Source organism: Pseudomonas sp. A214, from assembly GCF_900156295.1.
In the GTDB taxonomy this organism is placed as follows: domain Bacteria; phylum Pseudomonadota; class Gammaproteobacteria; order Pseudomonadales; family Pseudomonadaceae; genus Aquipseudomonas; species Aquipseudomonas rhizophila.
This window is the reverse complement of sequence record NZ_LT707062.1, coordinates 2,894,169-2,911,782: the sequence shown is the minus strand read 5'-3', so window position 1 is coordinate 2,911,782 and position 17,614 is coordinate 2,894,169. Positions and strand designations below refer to the sequence as shown.

The 17,614-nt window shown below is 61.2% G+C and carries 15 protein-coding genes; 8 read left to right on the top strand and 7 right to left on the bottom strand.

What is annotated here, in order from left to right:
• Positions 1–46 precede the first annotated feature (46 nt).
• The 4 genes from BW979_RS13185 to BW979_RS13170 all read left to right on the top strand — a co-directional run bounded on the left by BW979_RS13185 (position 47) and on the right by BW979_RS13170 (position 5,101).
• Positions 47–1,402, top strand: a complete 1,356-nt coding sequence (locus BW979_RS13185) for an FAD/NAD(P)-dependent oxidoreductase (protein WP_076383976.1) — start codon at positions 47–49, stop codon at positions 1,400–1,402.
• A complete protein-coding gene (locus tag BW979_RS13180; protein ID WP_047228485.1) occupies positions 1,399–2,514 on the top strand; it encodes an NAD(P)/FAD-dependent oxidoreductase in 1,116 nt (371 codons plus the stop codon). Before BW979_RS13185 ends, BW979_RS13180 begins: the two co-directional genes overlap by 4 nt.
• Before the next feature lie 18 nt (positions 2,515–2,532).
• Complete coding sequence (locus BW979_RS13175; protein WP_076383975.1) at positions 2,533–3,594, top strand: ABC transporter substrate-binding protein; 1,062 nt, start codon at positions 2,533–2,535, stop codon at positions 3,592–3,594.
• Positions 3,595–3,745: 151 nt separating this feature from the next.
• Positions 3,746–5,101: a leucine-rich repeat-containing protein kinase family protein gene (locus tag BW979_RS13170; RefSeq protein WP_076386600.1), complete on the top strand. Its 1,356-nt coding sequence runs from the start codon at positions 3,746–3,748 to the stop codon at positions 5,099–5,101.
• Here the strand turns inward: BW979_RS13170 and BW979_RS13165 are convergent.
• Entirely contained in the window at positions 5,098–5,802 is a 705-nt protein-coding gene (locus tag BW979_RS13165; protein ID WP_047228487.1) for a YebC/PmpR family DNA-binding transcriptional regulator, read from the bottom strand. The two genes, BW979_RS13170 and BW979_RS13165, sit on opposite strands and share 4 nt — an antisense overlap.
• 220 nt (positions 5,803–6,022) lie before the next feature.
• Here BW979_RS13165 and BW979_RS13160 point away from each other — a divergent pair, with 220 nt between their 5' ends.
• A complete protein-coding gene (locus BW979_RS13160) occupies positions 6,023–7,429 on the top strand; it encodes a type VI secretion system Vgr family protein (protein WP_076383974.1) in 1,407 nt (468 codons plus the stop codon).
• Between the two features lie 189 nt (positions 7,430–7,618).
• On the top strand, positions 7,619–8,167 hold the full coding sequence (locus tag BW979_RS13155) for a cytochrome b (RefSeq protein WP_076383973.1): 549 nt from the start codon (positions 7,619–7,621) through the stop codon (positions 8,165–8,167).
• A 6-nt stretch (positions 8,168–8,173) separates the two neighbouring features.
• Here BW979_RS13155 and BW979_RS13150 read toward each other — a convergent pair whose 3' ends face one another.
• The gene (locus tag BW979_RS13150) at positions 8,174–9,082 is read right to left on the bottom strand and encodes a 1-aminocyclopropane-1-carboxylate deaminase/D-cysteine desulfhydrase (protein ID WP_076383972.1); all 909 of its coding nucleotides are present in this window, start codon (positions 9,080–9,082) and stop codon (positions 8,174–8,176) included.
• 200 nt (positions 9,083–9,282) lie between these two features.
• A complete protein-coding gene (locus BW979_RS13145) occupies positions 9,283–11,322 on the bottom strand; it encodes an oxidoreductase (RefSeq protein ID WP_076383971.1) in 2,040 nt (679 codons plus the stop codon).
• Positions 11,323–11,531: 209 nt separating this feature from the next.
• Here BW979_RS13145 and BW979_RS13140 point away from each other — a divergent pair, with 209 nt between their 5' ends.
• Together BW979_RS13140 and BW979_RS13135 are read left to right on the top strand one after the other, a co-directional pair.
• Positions 11,532–12,662, top strand: a complete 1,131-nt coding sequence (locus BW979_RS13140; RefSeq protein WP_076383970.1) for a carbon-nitrogen hydrolase family protein — start codon at positions 11,532–11,534, stop codon at positions 12,660–12,662.
• 4 nt (positions 12,663–12,666) lie between these two features.
• The gene (locus tag BW979_RS13135) at positions 12,667–13,704 is read left to right on the top strand and encodes an AraC family transcriptional regulator (RefSeq protein WP_047228493.1); all 1,038 of its coding nucleotides are present in this window, start codon (positions 12,667–12,669) and stop codon (positions 13,702–13,704) included.
• A gap of 41 nt (positions 13,705–13,745) precedes the next feature.
• Here BW979_RS13135 and BW979_RS27610 read toward each other — a convergent pair whose 3' ends face one another.
• The 4 genes from BW979_RS27610 to BW979_RS13115 form a co-directional block, all read right to left on the bottom strand.
• On the bottom strand, positions 13,746–13,892 hold the full coding sequence (locus BW979_RS27610; protein ID WP_171061343.1) for a hypothetical protein: 147 nt from the start codon (positions 13,890–13,892) through the stop codon (positions 13,746–13,748).
• A 116-nt stretch (positions 13,893–14,008) separates the two neighbouring features.
• On the bottom strand, positions 14,009–14,959 hold the full coding sequence (locus BW979_RS13130) for a DUF2242 domain-containing protein (protein ID WP_076383969.1): 951 nt from the start codon (positions 14,957–14,959) through the stop codon (positions 14,009–14,011).
• A gap of 221 nt (positions 14,960–15,180) precedes the next feature.
• A complete protein-coding gene (locus BW979_RS13125; RefSeq protein WP_076383968.1) occupies positions 15,181–17,052 on the bottom strand; it encodes a SurA N-terminal domain-containing protein in 1,872 nt (623 codons plus the stop codon).
• A 225-nt stretch (positions 17,053–17,277) separates the two neighbouring features.
• Positions 17,278–17,553: an HU family DNA-binding protein gene (locus BW979_RS13115; protein ID WP_047228496.1), complete on the bottom strand. Its 276-nt coding sequence runs from the start codon at positions 17,551–17,553 to the stop codon at positions 17,278–17,280.
• Between the last annotated feature and the right edge of the window lie 61 nt (positions 17,554–17,614).

The window sequence follows — 17,614 nt, the reverse complement described above, 5'->3', positions numbered from 1 at the left end:
GCGGCGATAGCAGCATAAATCCCACAGCATCGCCTGCGAGGTGGCTATGAAACCGGTAGCCATCATCGGGGCCGGCCCGGCGGGTATTCGCGCCGCCCAGACCCTGGTCGCCCACGGCGTATACCCCGTCCTGCTGGACGAAGCCGCACGCGGTGGCGGACAGATCTATCGGCAACAACCGGCCAACTTCAAGCGCTCGCCGGCCAAGCTGTATGGCTTTGAGGCGCACAAAGCCAGCGCCCTGCACCAAACCTTCGACGCGTTGCGCGAACAGCTCGATTACCGGCCAGACACACTGGTGTGGAACGCCGAGTCGGGCCTGCTGGATACCTTGCATGAAGGCCGCGCCGCGCGCCTGGAGTACGCCAGCGTGATCGTCGCAACGGGCGCCACTGACCGAATCCTTCCCGCTCCGGGATGGACTCTGCCAGGTGTGTACAGCCTGGGCGCGGCGCAGATCGCCCTGAAGTTCCAGGGTTGCGCCATCGGCGAACGGGTGGTGTTCGCCGGCAGCGGCCCTTTGCTTTATCTGGTGGCTTATCAATACGCCAAGGCCGGCGCCAAGGTGGTCGCGGTACTCGACAGCTCGCCCTTGAGCGCCCAGGCCCGCGCCCTGCCCGGCCTGCTGGCTCAACCGGCCACACTGGCCAAGGGGCTCTACTATCGCGCCTGGCTGAGCAGCCACGGCATTGCTGTGCATCAGGGTGCGAGCCTGTCGCGTATCGACGGAGAACGACGCGTCCAGTCATTGCAGTGGCGCAACACAAAAGGCTTGCAATCGCTCGACTGCGACGCGGTGGCCTTCGCCCACGGCTTGCGCAGCGAAACCCAACTGGCTGACCTGCTGGGCTGCGAATTTTCCTGGAGCCCCCTAAACCGCGCCTGGCTGCCGCAGCGTGACCCTGCCGGTCGCAGCAGCGTGCCGGGGATCTACTTGGCAGGCGACGGGGCCGGAATCATGGGTGCCGACGCCGCGGAAATCGCCGGCGAACGTGCGGCCCTGGCCTTGCTCGAAGACCTCGGCTACCTGGTCGACCCGCAGCGTTGCGCCCAACTGGAACAATCCCTGGAACGCATCGGCCGTTTCCGACAGGGCCTGGAGCGCGCCTTTGTCTTTCCCACGGATTGGGCCGCCCACGCCGCTGACGACCTGATGATCTGCCGCTGCGAAGAAGTCAGCGCAGGCGAGATCCGCCAGGTAGTGGGTGAAGGCCATTGGGAAATCAACCGGGTCAAGGCCCATTGCCGGGTCGGCATGGGGCGTTGCCAAGGGAGAATGTGCGGTGCGGCAGCGGCGGAAATCATTGCCAGCGAGAGCGGGCGTCCGGTCGGCGAAATCGGCCGGATGCGGGCACAGGCACCGGTCAAACCCGTACCGTTTGGCCTGGAGGTCGAGCCATGATCGAAGTGGATGTCGTGATCATTGGCGGCGGTATCGTCGGGGCCTCGGCCGCGCTGTTCCTGAGCAAGGCCGGACGCCGGGTGGCATTGCTGGAGCGAGACTTCTGCGGCTCGCACTCCAGCGGCGTCAACTACGGCGGCGTGCGGCGCCAGGGTCGACCGTTGTCACAACTGCCGTTGTCGCAACGGGCCCATGAAATCTGGAGCCAGTTGCCGCAGTTGATCGGCATCGACGGGGAGTACCAGCGCAGCGGTCACCTGAAATTGGCCCGCAGCCCCGACGACTTGCGAGCCCTGCACGACTATGCCGCCAACAGCCAGGGCTTCGGCCTTGATCTGCAACTGCTGGATCGTGACCAGTTGCGCGCCCGCTTCCCATGGGTCGGCGCAGTTGCAGTCGGAGCATCCCTCTGCCCGGACGACGGCCACGCCAATCCGCGACTGGTGTCCCCGGCATTTGCCCAGGCGGCCCGCAGGCATGGCGCACAGGTCTTTGAACAATGCGCAGTCAGCCATGTGGAGCATGACGGTCAGCACTTTAGTGTGCGTACCGAAACGGGCCTGGTGCTTCAGGCCCCCTGGCTGCTGAACTGCGCGGGCGCCTGGGCGAGCCATTTTGCCGCGCAATTTGGCGAAGCGGTGCCGATGCACGCCGGGCATCCAGCGATGCTGGTCACTGAGCCATTACCCTTGGTGATGGATGCCAGCACCGGCGTGGAGGGCGGCGGTATCTATGCCCGCCAGGTCGCCCGTGGCAATTGCGTGCTGGGGGGCGGCCAAGGTTTCGCCCTGGACAATGCCCGCGCCCGCCCCGGCCAGAACGCAGTGGTCGACATCCTGCGCCAAGCCGTCGAGCTCTACCCTTTTTTGGAAGGTGCCCAGGCGATTCGCACCTGGAGCGGCACCGAAGGTTACCTGCCCGATCGCCAACCGGTGATCGGCCACAGCAGCACCCAACCCGGCCTGTTGCATGCGTTCGGCTTTGCCGGCGCAGGTTTTCAGATCGGTCCCGCGGTGGGCCAGGCGCTCACCGAGATCATCTGCTGCGGCGCGTCAAAAACGTCGCTGGATGCGTTTTCAATCACCCGGTTTCACTCCATCTCCGTTGCTTGATAGAGGAAGGTCGCGCCAATGAATAACGTCAAACGCAGTGCACTGTTCGGTTTCTGCTCGCTGGGTTTCTCCTGCCTGGGCGCCCTGCTCCCCGTCAGCCAGGCGATGGCCGAGCCGACGCTTTATCTGGGCATGAACGGTGGGACCATGGAGCGGCTTTACGCCGACAAGGTCTTGCCGGCCTTCGAAAAAGCCAACAACGTCAAAGTGGTGATCGTGCCCGGCACCTCCGCCGACATCCTGGCGAAAGTCCAGGCCAGTAAAGGCAACCCGCAAATGCACGTGATGTTCCTCGACGACGGCATCATGTACCGCGCCATCGCCATGGGGCTGTGCGACAAGCTCGAAGACAGCCCGCCCCTGGCCCAGATTCCGGCCAAGGGCCGCATCAAGGATCAAGCCGTGGCCGTCAGCCTCGGTGTCACGGGACTTGCCTACAACACACGGTTGTTCAAGGAAAATGGCTGGAGTGCGCCCACCTCCTGGATGGACATGGCCGATCCGCGCTTCAAGGACAAACTGGTGTTCCAGTCCCTGGCTTCCTCGACCTTCGGCCTGCACGGTTTTCTGATGTTCAACCGGATCCAGGGCGGCAGCGAAACTGACGTCGAACCGGGCTTCAAGGCCTGGCCAAACACCGTCGGACGCAACGTGCTGGAATACATCCCCAGCTCAGCGAAGATCTCCGAAATGCTGCAAACCGACGAAGCCGCGCTGTTCCCGTTGACGCCGACCCAAGTGACCGCGCTCAAACTCAAGGGCATGCCGGTCGAGTACGCGCAACCCAAAGAAGGCGCGGTGGTGCTCAATGTCGCTGAGTGCGCCATTGCCCAGAACACCCAGCCTGAATTGGCGCAAAAGCTCGCCGCCTTCCTGCTGACACCCGAAGCCCAGGCCATCGCCCTGGAAGAAGGCGACCAGATCCCGTCCAACCCCACCACACCGACCACTGACAAAACCCGCGGCCAGGTAGAGGCAATGAAGCAGTACCTGGAAACGGCGATTGCAGTGGATTGGGACCAGGTCAACGAGCAACGCCCGGCCTGGAACGCACGATGGAACCGCAGCGTCGAGCGCTAGACACCTTCGACGCTGGCGAGGGGACTTTGTGGGGGCAAGTCTTGCTCCCACAGATAAAACCTTCGCCACAGGGTGTTGTGTTGAACTGATTATTGGTTAACTGTGCGGCTTCGGGCTTGATGCCCGCCCCTTGATCAGCAGCGAACCTCTCATGCACACCCTCGCTCAACTGCGCGCCGGCCAGCTGTCGGGCATCAAACGGCTGGATCTGTCCTGCGGCCTGACACAGTTCCCCCGGGAAATTTTCGACCTGGCCGACTCGCTCGAAGTCCTCAATCTCAGCGGCAACCAATTGACTGCGCTGCCCGATGATCTGCATCGGTTGCCCCACCTGCGGGTGTTGTTCTGCTCGGACAACCACTTCATTGAATTGCCCGAATGCCTGGGCCGCTGCGCGGCATTGACCATGGTCGGTTTCAAGGCTAACCGCATCGAACGCGTGCCCGGCACTGCCCTGCCGCCACTATTGCGTTGGCTGATCCTGACGGACAACCGCATCAGTCAGTTGCCGCAAGAGCTCGGCCAACGCCCGCACTTGCAAAAGCTCATGCTGGCCGGCAACCGATTACAGCAGTTGCCCACGAGCCTGGGGCAGTGCCATCGTCTCGAACTGCTGCGCATCGCCGCCAACCAATTGACCGAGCTGCCGCAATGGTTGCTCGAGTTGCCAAGCCTGAGTTGGCTGGCCTATGCCGGCAACCCGCTGGAAACCCAGGCCAACGCCGACCTCCTGGCGAGGACGACGCCCATCGACTGGTCGCAACTGAACGTGCATCAACAATTAGGCGAAGGCGCTTCGGGGGTGATTCATCAGGCGCTATGGCAACCACCGGGTCAGGTCGCGCGACACGTCGCGCTCAAACTGTACAAAGGCCAGATGACCAGCGACGGCTCGCCATTGCATGAAATGCACGCCTGCATCACCGCAGGTCGTCATCCGAACCTTATCGACGTGCTGGGCCAGATCAACGGGCACCCCGAGCAACAGGCCGGACTGGTGATGGACCTGATCGCGCCCAGCTACCGCAACCTGGCGGGGCTGCCGAGCCTGGAGTCCTGCACCCGCGACGTGTATGCCGACGCACTGCGTTTCAGCGCTCCCGTGGCCTTGCGCATCGCCCTGGGCATCGCCTCGGTGGCGGCGCACCTGCACCGCCAGGGCATTACCCACGGCGATTTGTACGGGCACAATATTCTGTGCAATGACCAGGGCGACTGCCTGTTGGGCGACTTTGGCGCGGCGTCTTTCCACGCCACTGCCGACACAGTGCAAACCCGTGCGTTACAACGCATCGAAGTGCGAGCATATGGGATTCTGTTGGGGGAATTGCTGGCGCGGATCGAACCGGGGCTCAATGCTGAGGAACTGGCAACGTTGCAGGATCTGCAGGCGCGCTGCTGTCAGCCGCAGGTGCTGGGGCGGCCGGGGTTTGAGGAGATTGAAGGCTTACTGCGCGACTGTGGCGAAGGAACAGGCTCCCTCGCCACAGGGGGTTGTGGTGCTTAACCGGCCAACCCGACAAACATGTCCTGCACGTCGTCGTGATTGTCCAGGCCCTCCAGGAACGCCTCGACTTCGGCCATCTGCTCGTCCGTCAGGCCACTGACCGGGTTTTTCGGCTGGTAGCCGAGCTTGGCGGACAGCACGGTGAAACCTTGCTCCGGCAGCGCCTTCTGCACCGCATCCAGGTCTGAAGGATCAGTGAGGAACAGCGTCGCGCCGTCTTCGCCCGGTTCGAAATCCTGGGCGCCGGCCTCGATGGCGGCCATTTCCGGATCAGCGTCGGGGCTGTCCGGGGCGGCTTCGATCATGCCGACATGGTTGAAGTCCCACGCGACCGAACCCGAGGCGCCCAGTTGGCCCTTGCGAAACGCAACGCGAATCTCGGCGACGGTACGGTTGATGTTATCGGTCACGCATTCGACGATCAGCGGCACCTGATGCGGTGCGAAGCCTTCGTAGGTCACACGATGGTACTGCACGGTTTCGCCGAGCTGGCCGGAGCCTTTCTTGATCGCGCGCTCCAGGGTCTCGCGGGGCATCGAGGCCTTTTTCGCCTGTTCGACCACCAGTCGCAGATGCGCATTGGTGGCAGTGTCAGCGCCGTTGCGCGCGGCAATGGTGATTTCCTTCACCAGCTTGCCGAAGATCTTGCCCTTGGCGTTGGCAGCCGCTTCTTTGTGTTTAACCTTCCACTGTGCGCCCATTACTCACTCTCTTGTCTGTCGCGCCGAGACATCTGCTGGCCGGCGCTGTGACGCAAGTTTATACGGCCTAAACCGGCTGATCGACCAAAAAATCACCGCCGATGAATCAACATTTCCCCGACGTGCTGTAGGGAGTTTCTGAAATGGCGATTTGGCCCCCCCTTTCCTCCTGCGGTTTCGTACTCTCGTGAACTTATCTCCCCAGCCAGTAAGAACCGCGATGCGCAACGAATCGGAAAGTCCTTTCAGCCTGACCCTCACGCAAAGCGATTTGCGCCTGCAAGTCCTGAGGTTTAACGGTCGCGAAGCGCTCAACCAGCCATACCGTTTCGACCTTGAATTGATCGGGCTGTCGCCGCCGATCAATCCCGACACGTTGCTGGACCAGCCTGCCTTCCTGCGCCTCGATGGCGAATGCGGTGTGCATGGCGTTGTGCACAGCGTCGGCGTGACGAGCCATGCCCCACAGCGCATCGGCTATCGCTTGACGCTGGTGCCGTATCTCCAGCGTCTGGAACAGGGCCCACGGCGACGGGTTTTCTACCGGCTCAGCGCTGTGCAGATCCTGCATCGACTGCTGGAAGACAATGCGCTGCCGGCCCACAGCTACCGCTTTGAACTGCCCCATGGGCAGTACCCGTGCCGTCCGTTCTGTATCCAGTACGAGGAGAGCGATCTGGAGTTGCTGCACCGGTTGTGTGAAGAAGAAGGCATTCATTACCACTTCGAACACACCGTTCATGGCCATGTCCTGGTGTTCGCCGAAGACCCGAAAAGTTTTCCCGCCCGTCCGGTCGAACTGAACCTGCGCCCTGATCCCGGCCAGCAACCAGCCCTCAGGCAAGTGTACCAGCGACACTGCGCAATGACCCATGGCCTGCCGGCCGGTTTCAGTGATCGCGACACAAGCCAAGCCGGAGACAGCGCGGCCAATCACGCCTTCGAAGGTGAAAATCACGAGACGATACGCAGCAATCCGACGTTGGCTCATCGTTACCAGGCCGGCCGCCGCAGACTTGAGCGGCTGCGCTGTCGACAGCGGGAAATCCAGGGCCAGAGCCACCAGCCCTTCCTGCGCAGCGGTCATATCGTGCAGATCAGTGAACATCCAGAGTCCACTTTCAACGACCAGTGGCTGATCACCGATATCCAGCATCGCGGGCGGCAATTTTCCATCCTTGAAACCAATCTGTCGCCCACACCGGCGACCCGCGATTACCGTAACCGGTTTTCGGCCATCCCATGGTCCACCGTATTCAGGCCTGCCCTCAAGCATCCAAGACCCTGCATCCCCGGCTATCACCTCGCGTACGTACTCGACCCTGACCATCAGCCGACACGCCCCGATCACCGCGGCCGTGTCACTGTCAGCCTGTGGACCCCGGATAACGAAGGCATCACCCTGCCGGTGTCACGCCTGACGCTGAATGAGCGGCCCGCCCTGAGGACCGGCAGCGTAGTGCTGGTGAGCTTTCTCGATGGTGACCCCGACCGACCGGTGCTATGCCTGGGGGTAGGCGATGTCGGCGGTGGGCAGCCCGCCATACAAACGAAACCGGTGCAGGGTCAAAATGACACAAGGCTGCTATTGGACTGGCTCCTGAATCCGCCAGACCTGACACCCTGACCTCCTTGCGTGACCAGGGCGCTTACTCCCGCGCGGCGGCGCAACAGCCGCCATCCTGTGAATGCATTGATCGGGGTTGTCCATACTGGCGAAACTGATCTGGCTCAAGCGAACCCGAAAAAACGGGCTTACAGTAGGAGCACTACGCCGCATAAGACGGTGCTCTACCTGATGACTGGAGATACCTGCATGCCCTGGAAAAGCTCGGAAAACCGCTACAGTACCGTCACGGTCGCCCTGCATTGGCTGATGCTGATTCTACTGGCCGTGGTTTATGCCTGCATCGAACTGCGAGGGATATTCCCCAAAGGCAGTGACGGCCGGACCCTGATCAAAGAAGCTCACTTCATGCTCGGCCTGACCGTGTTTGTGCTGGTCTGGCTACGCCTGTTCGCCCGCAGCATGGGGAAGACTCCAGCCATCTTTCCCGCCTCGCCTGCCTGGCAGACCTTCCTTGCCCACCTGATGCACTGGGCGTTGTACCTGTTCATGATCGCCATGCCATTGCTGGGGTGGCTGATCACCAGTGCCGAAGGGCATCAGGTGATGTTCTATGGTTTCGACTTGCCGCTGCTGATCGATCAGGACAAAGACTTTGCCAAACAACTGGAGGGCTGGCATGAGTTGGGGGGCACCATTGGCTACTGGCTGATTGGCCTGCATGCCCTGGCGGGTCTGTACCACCACTACATCGTGCGCGATAACACCCTGCTGCGGATGATGCCCAAACGCGGCTGACGCCCGTTATTCAAACCCTCGGCGGCCTTGCAAGCCGCCGGTGTGAACGAAAATCAAGCGGGTGCCGCGGCTAAACTGTCCGGCCTCGACCCGGGCCTTGAGCAGCATCAACGCCTTGCCGGTATACAGCGGCTCCAGTTCGATGGCGCCAGTGGCGTGGATGAAGGCGACGAGTTCGGCGTCGATCCGGGCAAAGCCGCCACGGCTGCCGTCGAACAACTCATAACGCGGGTTGCAAAGACCTGCTTGCCCCACGATGCTTTCGACCTGCTGCGCCACGCCGTGATCCGCAGGCACAGCCAACACGCCGTAGACCGGGTGCTCCCCCGCTTCAGCCAATACCAGCCCCGCCAGGGAGGTTCCGGTACCGCAGGCCAGCCACCAGCCGTGGTAATCCACCCAGCCCAACGCCGCCAATTGTTCACGGGCCCCGGCCACCCAATCCATGCAACCCTGCGCGCCGGACAATCCTGAACCGCCCTCAGGCACCGGATGCAGGTGCGGGTATTGCGCCTGCCAGGGTTGCCAGAAATCCGCGGCGTGCCGCCCTCGGTATCCGCCATAACCCAGCCAGTGCAGGTCCATGTCGAACGCTTTGAGGTCAAGGACCGTCGGCGTTTCCTGGGGATGGCCGCGCAGCAGCCCGACCGTTGGGAACCCGAAGCGCTTGCCAGCCGCTGCCAGCGCATGCAGATGGTTGGAATAGACACCGCCCAGGCTCATGATCCCCTTGGCACCGGCCTCATGGGCAGCGCGCACATGGTGAACCAGCTTGAACCACTTGTTGCCGCTGATCAGGGGGTCAATCTGGTCCAGACGCAGCACCGCCACTTCAACTCCGGCACGGGCGAGCCAGTCCAGATGAAGGAGTTCCAGGCGGGGTTGGGGGTGCCAGTCGAGGCAGGAAAGCAACATTGCAGCAGGCCGAGTCGGGACGAGCCGCAAGTTTAACAGCTAGGTCGCGGATGACCTCAGTGTCTGTGTTCATTGCAACCCCTTGTGGGAGCGAGCCTGCTCGCGATGGCGGTGGGTCAGTAAACACTCATGCAACTGACTCATCGCTATCGCGAGCAGGCTCGCTCCCACAGGGGCTCAGCCCCCGCAGATTCGGTCTTTTACAACTGCGCCGCCAATCGCGAACCCTGATTGATCGCCCGCTTGGCATCCAGTTCTGCCGCTACGTCGGCACCGCCAATGAGGTGGACGGTTTGCCCTGCGGCTTCCAGGCCTTGCTGCAACTCGCGCAACGGATCCTGGCCGGCGCAGATCACGATGTTGTCCACGGCCAGCACCTGCGGCTCGCCGGTTTCACCGATGCGAATGTGCAAGCCTTCGTCATCGATTTTCAGGTACTCAACGCTGTTGAGCATTTGCACCTGCTTGTTCTTCAGGCCCGTGCGGTGAATCCAGCCGGTGGTCTTGCCCAGGCCGTCGCCCACCTTGGATTTCTTGCGCTGCAACAGGAACACTTGCCGCGCCGGGGCATGGGGCTCGGCTTTGATACCCGCCACACCGCCGCGCGCCTGGAGCAGGGTATCGATCCCCCATTCTTTCCAGAACGCTTCACGGTCCTGGCTGGTGGCAACCCCTTGATGGACCAGGAACTCCGACACGTCGAAGCCGATACCGCCGGCCCCGATCACCGCGACGCTGTGACCCACTGGCTTGCGCTCCAGAATCACATCCAGGTAGCTGAGGACCTTGGCATGCTCCACCCCGGGAATCGCCGGCACTCGCGGTGCGATACCGGTGGCCAGGATGATCTCGTCGAAACCGCCCGCGACCAATTGCGCCACATCCACCCGCGTGTTGAGACACAGCTCGACGTGGCTGGTCTGCAATTTGCGCTTGAAATAACGCAGGGTTTCGAAGAACTCTTCCTTGCCCGGCACCCGCTTGGCGATATTGAACTGGCCACCAATTTCGCTGGCCGAATCGAACAGCGTCACCTGATGACCCCGTTCGGCCGCCACGGTAGCAGCGGACAAACCGGCCGGACCGGCACCGACCACAGCGATTTTTTTCACCTGGGTGACCGGCAAGTAATTGAGCTCGGTTTCATGGCACGCCCGCGGGTTCACCAGGCAACTGGTGAGCTTGCCGCCAAAGGTATGGTCCAGACAGGCCTGGTTACAGCCGATGCAGGTATTGATTTCATCCGCGCGCCCGGCGGCAGCCTTGTTGACGAACTCCGGATCGGCGAGGAAAGGCCGCGCCATGGACACCATATCGGCGTCGCCTTCGGCCAGGATCTGCTCGGCCACTTCCGGGGTGTTGATGCGGTTGGTGGTGATCAGCGGAATACTCACTGAGCCGCGCAGTTTGGCTGTGACCTTGCTGAACGCCGCCCGCGGAACCTTGGTGGCGATGGTAGGAATCCGCGCCTCGTGCCAGCCGATACCGGTGTTGATGATCGTCGCCCCGGCCTGCTCGATGGCTTTGGCCAACTGAACGATTTCATCCCAACTGCTGCCACCTTCCACCAGGTCGAGCATCGACAGGCGAAAGATAATGATGAAGTTGGGGCCGACCGCCTCACGCACCCGACGCACGATTTCCACCGGCAGGCGCATGCGGTTTTCATAGCTGCCGCCCCAGCGATCGGTGCGGTGGTTGGTATGGGCCGCCAGGAACTGGTTAATGAAATAACCTTCCGAGCCCATGATCTCGACACCGTCGTACTCGGCTTTCTGGGCCAGGACCGAACAGGTGACAAAATCACTGATCTGCTTTTCGATGCCCTCTTCGTCCAGCTCCTTGGGCTTGAACGGGTTGATCGGTGCCTGGATCGCGCTCGGCGCCACCTGCTTGGGGCTGTAGGCATAGCGCCCGGCGTGGAGAATCTGCATGCAGATCTTGCCGCCGGCCTCATGTACGGCACGGGTCACAATCTGGTGCTTGAGGGCTTCTTCCTCGGTGGTCAGCTTGGCCGCGCCGGAGTAAACGCCGCCCTCGTCATTCGGCCCGATTCCGCCGGTGACCATCAGCCCCACGCCGCCACGAGCGCGCTCGGCAAAATACGCCGCCATGCGCTCGAAACCACCGGGCTTTTCTTCAAGACCCGTGTGCATCGACCCCATCAGGGTGCGATTGCGCAACGTGGTAAAACCCAGGTCCAGCGGGGCCAGCAGGTGCGGGTAATGAGGGGTGGTCATCGATAACTCCACAACGGGCGATCACGGAAAAAATGCGGAGGCTCTGCGGCTTCCATCAGTCATGCCAGACAGCCTAAGAGCGGGAAGCTGCGTGCTCAATGGCCGTAACTGACAACTTAATGATCCAAATGCGCAACGCCCCTTGGCAACACCCCATCGTGGGCCCTACCCTAGTCAGTGAATCCGCACACGGCCGCTGACTGTTCCCCATGCGCAAATTTCTGTACTTGCTGTTGTCACTGGCCTTGATTGCCGCCCTGATCACCTACGCACTGTGGACGGTGGATCGTCCGGCGGGTCATTACCTGTCAGACCTTCGCATCAACCTGGCGGTGAACCAGGGCACCCCTGCCGATCAAGGCAACTTGCTGGGCATCCAGCCCGAACTGTTCCCCACCGACTACCAGAGCCCCGAACGCCTGCACCGCAAACTGGCGGCCTATTTGCAAACCGCTCGTGACCTGGGCTTGCTCAATGACAAAACCGTGGTGGTCTTGCCCGAGCACATTGGCACCTGGTTGATGATCGCCGGGGAAAAAGACGAGTTGTATCAGGCCGCCACGTTGAAGGAAGCGATGAACTGGCTGGCGGTCAGCAACCCGCTGGCGTTCATCCAGGCGCTGGTCAGCGCAAAAGGTGACAACCGGCTGGACGATGCTTACCTGCGCATGAAAGCCGACACCATGGCCCGTGACTACCAGGCACTGTTCGGCGGACTCGCCAAGGAGTTCGGCGTGACTCTGGTGGCCGGCTCCATCGTGCTGCCCGAGCCAAGCGTCAGCGATGGCCAACTGAAAGTTGGCCGGGGCCCGTTGTACAACAGTAGCGTGGTGTTCGGCCGCGACGGTCGGCCGCTGGGCCAGCCACAGCGCCAACAGCACCCCATGTTCGAGCAACAGGGCGTGCTGGGGCCAGACCATCCGGACACAATCAGCGTCGTCGACACCCCTGCCGGTCGCCTGGGCGTGCTGATCGGCAGCGACAGTTGGTACCCGGTTCATTATCGGCAGTTGAATGAACAGGGGGCGCAATTGGTGGCAGTGCCTGCCTTTGTCAACGGTCGCCATACCTGGGAAAAACCCTGGGGTGGCTATAGGGGCCTGTCCACACCGAGCGAAGTCAGCCTCAAGCCTGGGGAAGTGAGTGAAGGCCAGGCCTGGCATCGCCTGACACTGACCAGCCAGCCGCCCAGCAGCCAGGCCAGGGGCGGCGTCAGTGTCTTCCTGCGAGGTCAGTTCTGGGACAACGGTAACGCCGGGCAGAGTTTCATCAGCCATGACGGCGAGCATTTTCCCGACGGTGAAGCTCGTGGCGCCCGTCTGCTGAACCTGTGGCTGTAACACCATGAAACCGCAACCGATGCGACTGGGAGACTTGTCAGTCAGCTTCGTCCATAGCCTGGCCGACGCGGTTGCCAGCCATGGCCACGACCCCCAGCCTTTGCTTGAACAATACGGTCTGGATGCGGCACGCCTGGCCGAGCCCGGTGCTCGTCTGTCGATCCCGCGCTACATGCGCCTGGGGCACGCCGCCATCCAACAGACCCAGGACCCTGCCTTGGGTTTGCGCATGGGCCAACTTAGCCGCTTGAGCCAGGCCGGGCTGGCAGGCGTGACGGCGGCCCAGGCACCGACGGTGCGCGAAGCCGCGCGGTGCATGATCCGCTTCGAGCCGCTGTACGGCTCCAACTATCGCGGTCAGTCGAGTTTTCATGAAGATGCCCGAGGCGCGTGGCTGCGGTTCTATTCCATCAGCCCCTATAACGCCTACAACCGCTTCGTCGTGGATTCGATCATCGCCGGCTGGCTGGCGCAGCTGTCCTGCGTGAGTGCTGTCGCGTTGAGGGCTGAACGGGTGGAAATCGAGTTCGAAGCACCGGCATACCTGGAGGCCTATCGCGCGCTCGGTGACTGCCCGATCCAGTTCGGTGCCGAACATAATCAGCTACGCCTGGGACTCGACAGTCTCGCCCAACGCAACCCCCAACATTGCCCCGGCACCTGGCGACACCTGGTTCAGTTGTGTGAACGGGAACTGGAGCAATTGACGCGCACCCGCAGCCTGCGCGAGCGCATCATCCAACTGCTGGGGCCCTTGCTCAACGGCGGTCGGGAACCCGACCTGGAAGAAGTGGCGGCGCGTCTGAAGCTGCCGACCTGGACACTGCGTCGCAAACTGGCCGAAGAAGGCACGCAATTTCGCGCAATCCTCAACGACACTCGCCGCGACCTGGCCATGACCTACATTCGCGACACTGAACTGGCGTTCGGTGAAATCGCATACCTGCTGGGGTTCGCCTCAGCCGAAGCCTTTCAACGCGCCTTCAAGCGCTGGAACAACCAGACTCCGGGCGAGTTTCGGCGCAGCCGTAGAAGCAGTTAAGCTGCAAACCTGCCGCTGATAACGTGTCGTTTTTAGCGGATTTACAGCTCTGTCGCATCCTCGGCGGGTTCCAGGGGATCAAGCTCATACGCCTGATATTCCAGCAGCTCTTCCTGATAATCATCCATCTTGAATCCTTCCCATAACGTAACGTTGAAACCGATGCCTGATGGCGCTGGAATCAGCATAAAGCCGCTTTATGAACAAAACATGAAGCAAAAGCTTCATGAATTAAACGTAGCACAGCGCTGGGAAATTACTGCGTGCAGGTGTGGCAAGGGATTTCCACCCTTGCCACTGAACATCAAGAGGCGGGAAGCGGCTGGATCGGCTCAGAGGGGGCCGGCAAGGCGCTGGGGGGCGGCGGTGTAATGGCTTGCGTCGACGACTCAGGCTCGGATAGTTGAGGCTCGCTGGGTGCGATGGGCGCGGGCTCTGCCGGCGGCGCGACCGGCTCCGAACTGGCCGGAGAAGTCTCGGCAGGCGCGGGCGTGGCCTCCTCCACCGGCGCGACTGGCGCTGCTGCCGGTTCGGGAGCCGATTCGGGAGCCGGCTCCGGCTCTGGAGCTAGAGCAGGTACAGGAATCGGTGCCGGCTCTGGTGCAGGAACAGGCATCGGTGTCGGCACCGGAGTAGAAACCGGTGACAACGCCGCCGGCTCGACCTGGGGTTCCGGAACGCCAAGCTCAGCCTTGGGTTTTTCGGTTTCTTCCACGGGTTTCTTCGCCTCGGGAGGCAGGAACAACTCCACGAGGGCAAAGAAACGCTCATAGAACTTCGCCGACGACACGGTTTCGCTGGCAACCTTGACCATCGAATCATCGGACGAGCCGATCGGCATCGACACCGATCCCAGCACCCCCACGCCCAAGCTGGCGGAGTTGTTGGTTTTCTTCAGCGCATAACGGTCCTGCAAGGCGTTGGCAAACATGGTCGCACGGTGTCCGGGACCACTGTCTTGCGCACAGACCAGATTGAAGCTGATCTCCATATGGGTTTCGCCGGTCTGCTGAAAACTCTTGTGACCGCTGACCAGCTTCGGATCGCTACTGGTAATGATGTAGCCCTGGCTGAGCAATGCCCGGCGCCCGGCTTCGCAGGTCGCCGCATCATTCACTGAATAGGAACGCGAGAACGTACCGGAGTCATCGAAGTTTCCATGCTCGTAGATAGCTGTTTTCTTCGACGAGCAACCGGCTGCAGCGGCCAGCACCAGTGCCAGCCCGACGGTGCGCATAGGGAATGATTTGAACATTGAACATCCTGAGGAAAACGATCCGGGGCGTATTGTGCAACAGAACGCTGCCAGGCCGCGTGGCTAATCTTGTCTCAAACGGGTTACAAGTCTACTGGGGGTTATTTGCGGGAAAAAGACGCGAATTCGGTGGAGCGACGAAGATACTGCCCGATGCAACAAGCAGACACAAAAAACCCGGCCTTTCGGCCGGGTCGTTGTGGGGCAAACCATCAGAGCACTTAGAAGCGCTCGATGTCCGCCTCACTCTCCAACTGCTTGCGATAGGCAGCGAAGTCCTGCTGGCCGACACGAGAAGCGAGATAACGGCGGTATTGCGCCTTCTCCTCATCGCTCGGTGCCGCCGCTTCGTTCACGCCGTTCAAGCGCACGATGACCAGACTGCCATCGGGCAACGTCACACTGCTGAACGTCGGCTTGTCTTTCGATTCGGGTTTAGGCATCCGGAACAATGCCTGCAACACCGCCGGATCAATCCCTTCCTGGCTTCGAGTCGCCGCCTCGATGACCTTCCATTTCTGACCGTCGACAGGTTGATCCAGGGCCGTCTTGCCATCGCGCAAACCGGCAATCAACTCCTCGGCCCGGGTCTTGGCCGCCGCACTGGCATGTTCCTTCGCCAGTTGAGCGCGAATGGCCCCGTCCACGCTTTCCAGTGGCATTTGCTCGGGCTTGCGGTGCTCCTTGGCACGCAGCACCACCACGGTTTCCGGGTCCAGCTCGATGGCGGTGCTGTTTGCACCCTCATCCAGTACCTCCGGGCTGAACGCGGCGCTCACCACGGCGCGGTTGGCCGCGATCCCCTCCCCACCCTCACGGCCGAACGGCGCCGAAGTGTGGACGGTCAGTTTCAGGTCCTGAGCCGGCTGTGCCAGGTCGGAGGCTTCGAAAGAGGCATCCTCCAGTTGCTTGGTCGCCTCCACGAAACGCTGCTCAACCTGCTGGGTTTTCAGCTCGCGAACAAGCTTGTCCTTGAGGCTGGCAAACGTTGGCACTTCAGGCGCTTCGACTCCCAACAACTTGATCAGGTGAAAACCGAAATCGGTACGCACCGGTGCCGATACCTGATCCTTGCTCAACGCATACAGAGCCTTTTCGAACTCCGGATCGTAGACACCCGGACCGGCATAACCGAGATCGCCGCCGCTGTTCGCCGAACCTGGGTCCTGGGAGAACTCCTTGGCCAACGCCTCAAACGATTCGCCTTTGGCCAAACGAGCCTGAATCTCTTCGATCTTCGCCTTGGCCTGGGCTTCGGTGACCTTGTCGTTCACTTCGATCAGGATGTGCGCAGCACGACGCTGTTCGGACAGGTTCGCGATTTCTTTCTGATAGGCCGCTTGCAGGTCTTCATCCTTGACGCTGACCTGATCGAAGAAAGAAGCCTTCTTCAGCTCAAGGTAGTCGATGACCACCTGGTCGGGCGTCATGAATTCCTTGGCATGCTTATCGTAGTAAGCCTTGACCTCATCATCGGTCAGTTTGACCGTCGACGAGTCGGCCTGGATATTCAAGGTGGCGAAATCCCGGGTCTGTTTTTCCAGACGGGCGAAGGCCAACACCTGGGCGTCGGTGACAAAACCACTCCCCGCCAGACCTGCGCGCAACTGGCCGATCAGCATCTCCTGAGCCAGCATCTGACGAAATTGCATGCGGCTGTAACCCAGCTGGCGGATCACCTGATCGAAACGCTCGGCGCTGAATTTGCCATCGACCTGAAACTCAGGCGTTTGCAGGATCACTTGATCCAGCGCCGCTTCGGAGAAAGCGAATTTCGAATCTTGCGCGCCTTGCAGCAACAGCTTGCGATCGATCAGGCCTTTGAGCGCTGAGTCGCGCAGCATTTTTTCGTCCAGCAACGAAGCGTCGAAATCCTTGCCCAGCTGTTGCATGAGCTGGCGGCGTTGCATGTCGACCGCCTGGCTCAGCTCGTTCTGGCTGATCTCTTCGCCGTTGACCTTGGCTGCGTCATTACTGTTGGTGGTAGCTTGAAAAATGGCATCGAAACCGGTCAACGCCATCAATACGACGATGACCCCGATGATGGTTTTGGCAATCCAGCCTTGTGAATTGTCCCTGATATTCTGCAGCATGCGTCCCCCAGAAACGGTTGAACTTCAAATTTAGGCAACCGTGGAGCGTGGGTAGAATCCGGATAGAAGAAAGGCGCATCCGAGGATGCGCCTTCTCGTAACTGGCGGAGCGGACCGGACTCAAACCCGCGAGTCCTGGCGTGACACACCGGCTACAAACCGGCTGTATGACCGCTCCGCTGCCAAGCCAGGCATGACCCCGACCCGGATAAACTCGGTGAAACCTTAGTCGTTAACAGCTTCTTTCAATGCCTTGCCAGCTTTGAAACCAGGCTTTTTGGCAGCAGGGATTTCCAGCGTTTGGCCGGTCTGCGGGTTGCGGCCGGTACGCGCTGGGCGATCAGTCACGGAGAAGGTGCCGAAACCAACCAGAACTACGGAGTCGCCGGCCTTGAGAGCGCCAGTGACGGATTCGATTACAGCGTCCAGCGCACGGCCAGCAGCAGCTTTCGGGATATCAGCGGATGCAGCGATAGCATCAATCAGTTCCGACTTGTTCACTCTAAGTCCCCTTATATCTATTTGAGATGATTCTAAGTTTTTTTGGTGAAAGCAAAAACGA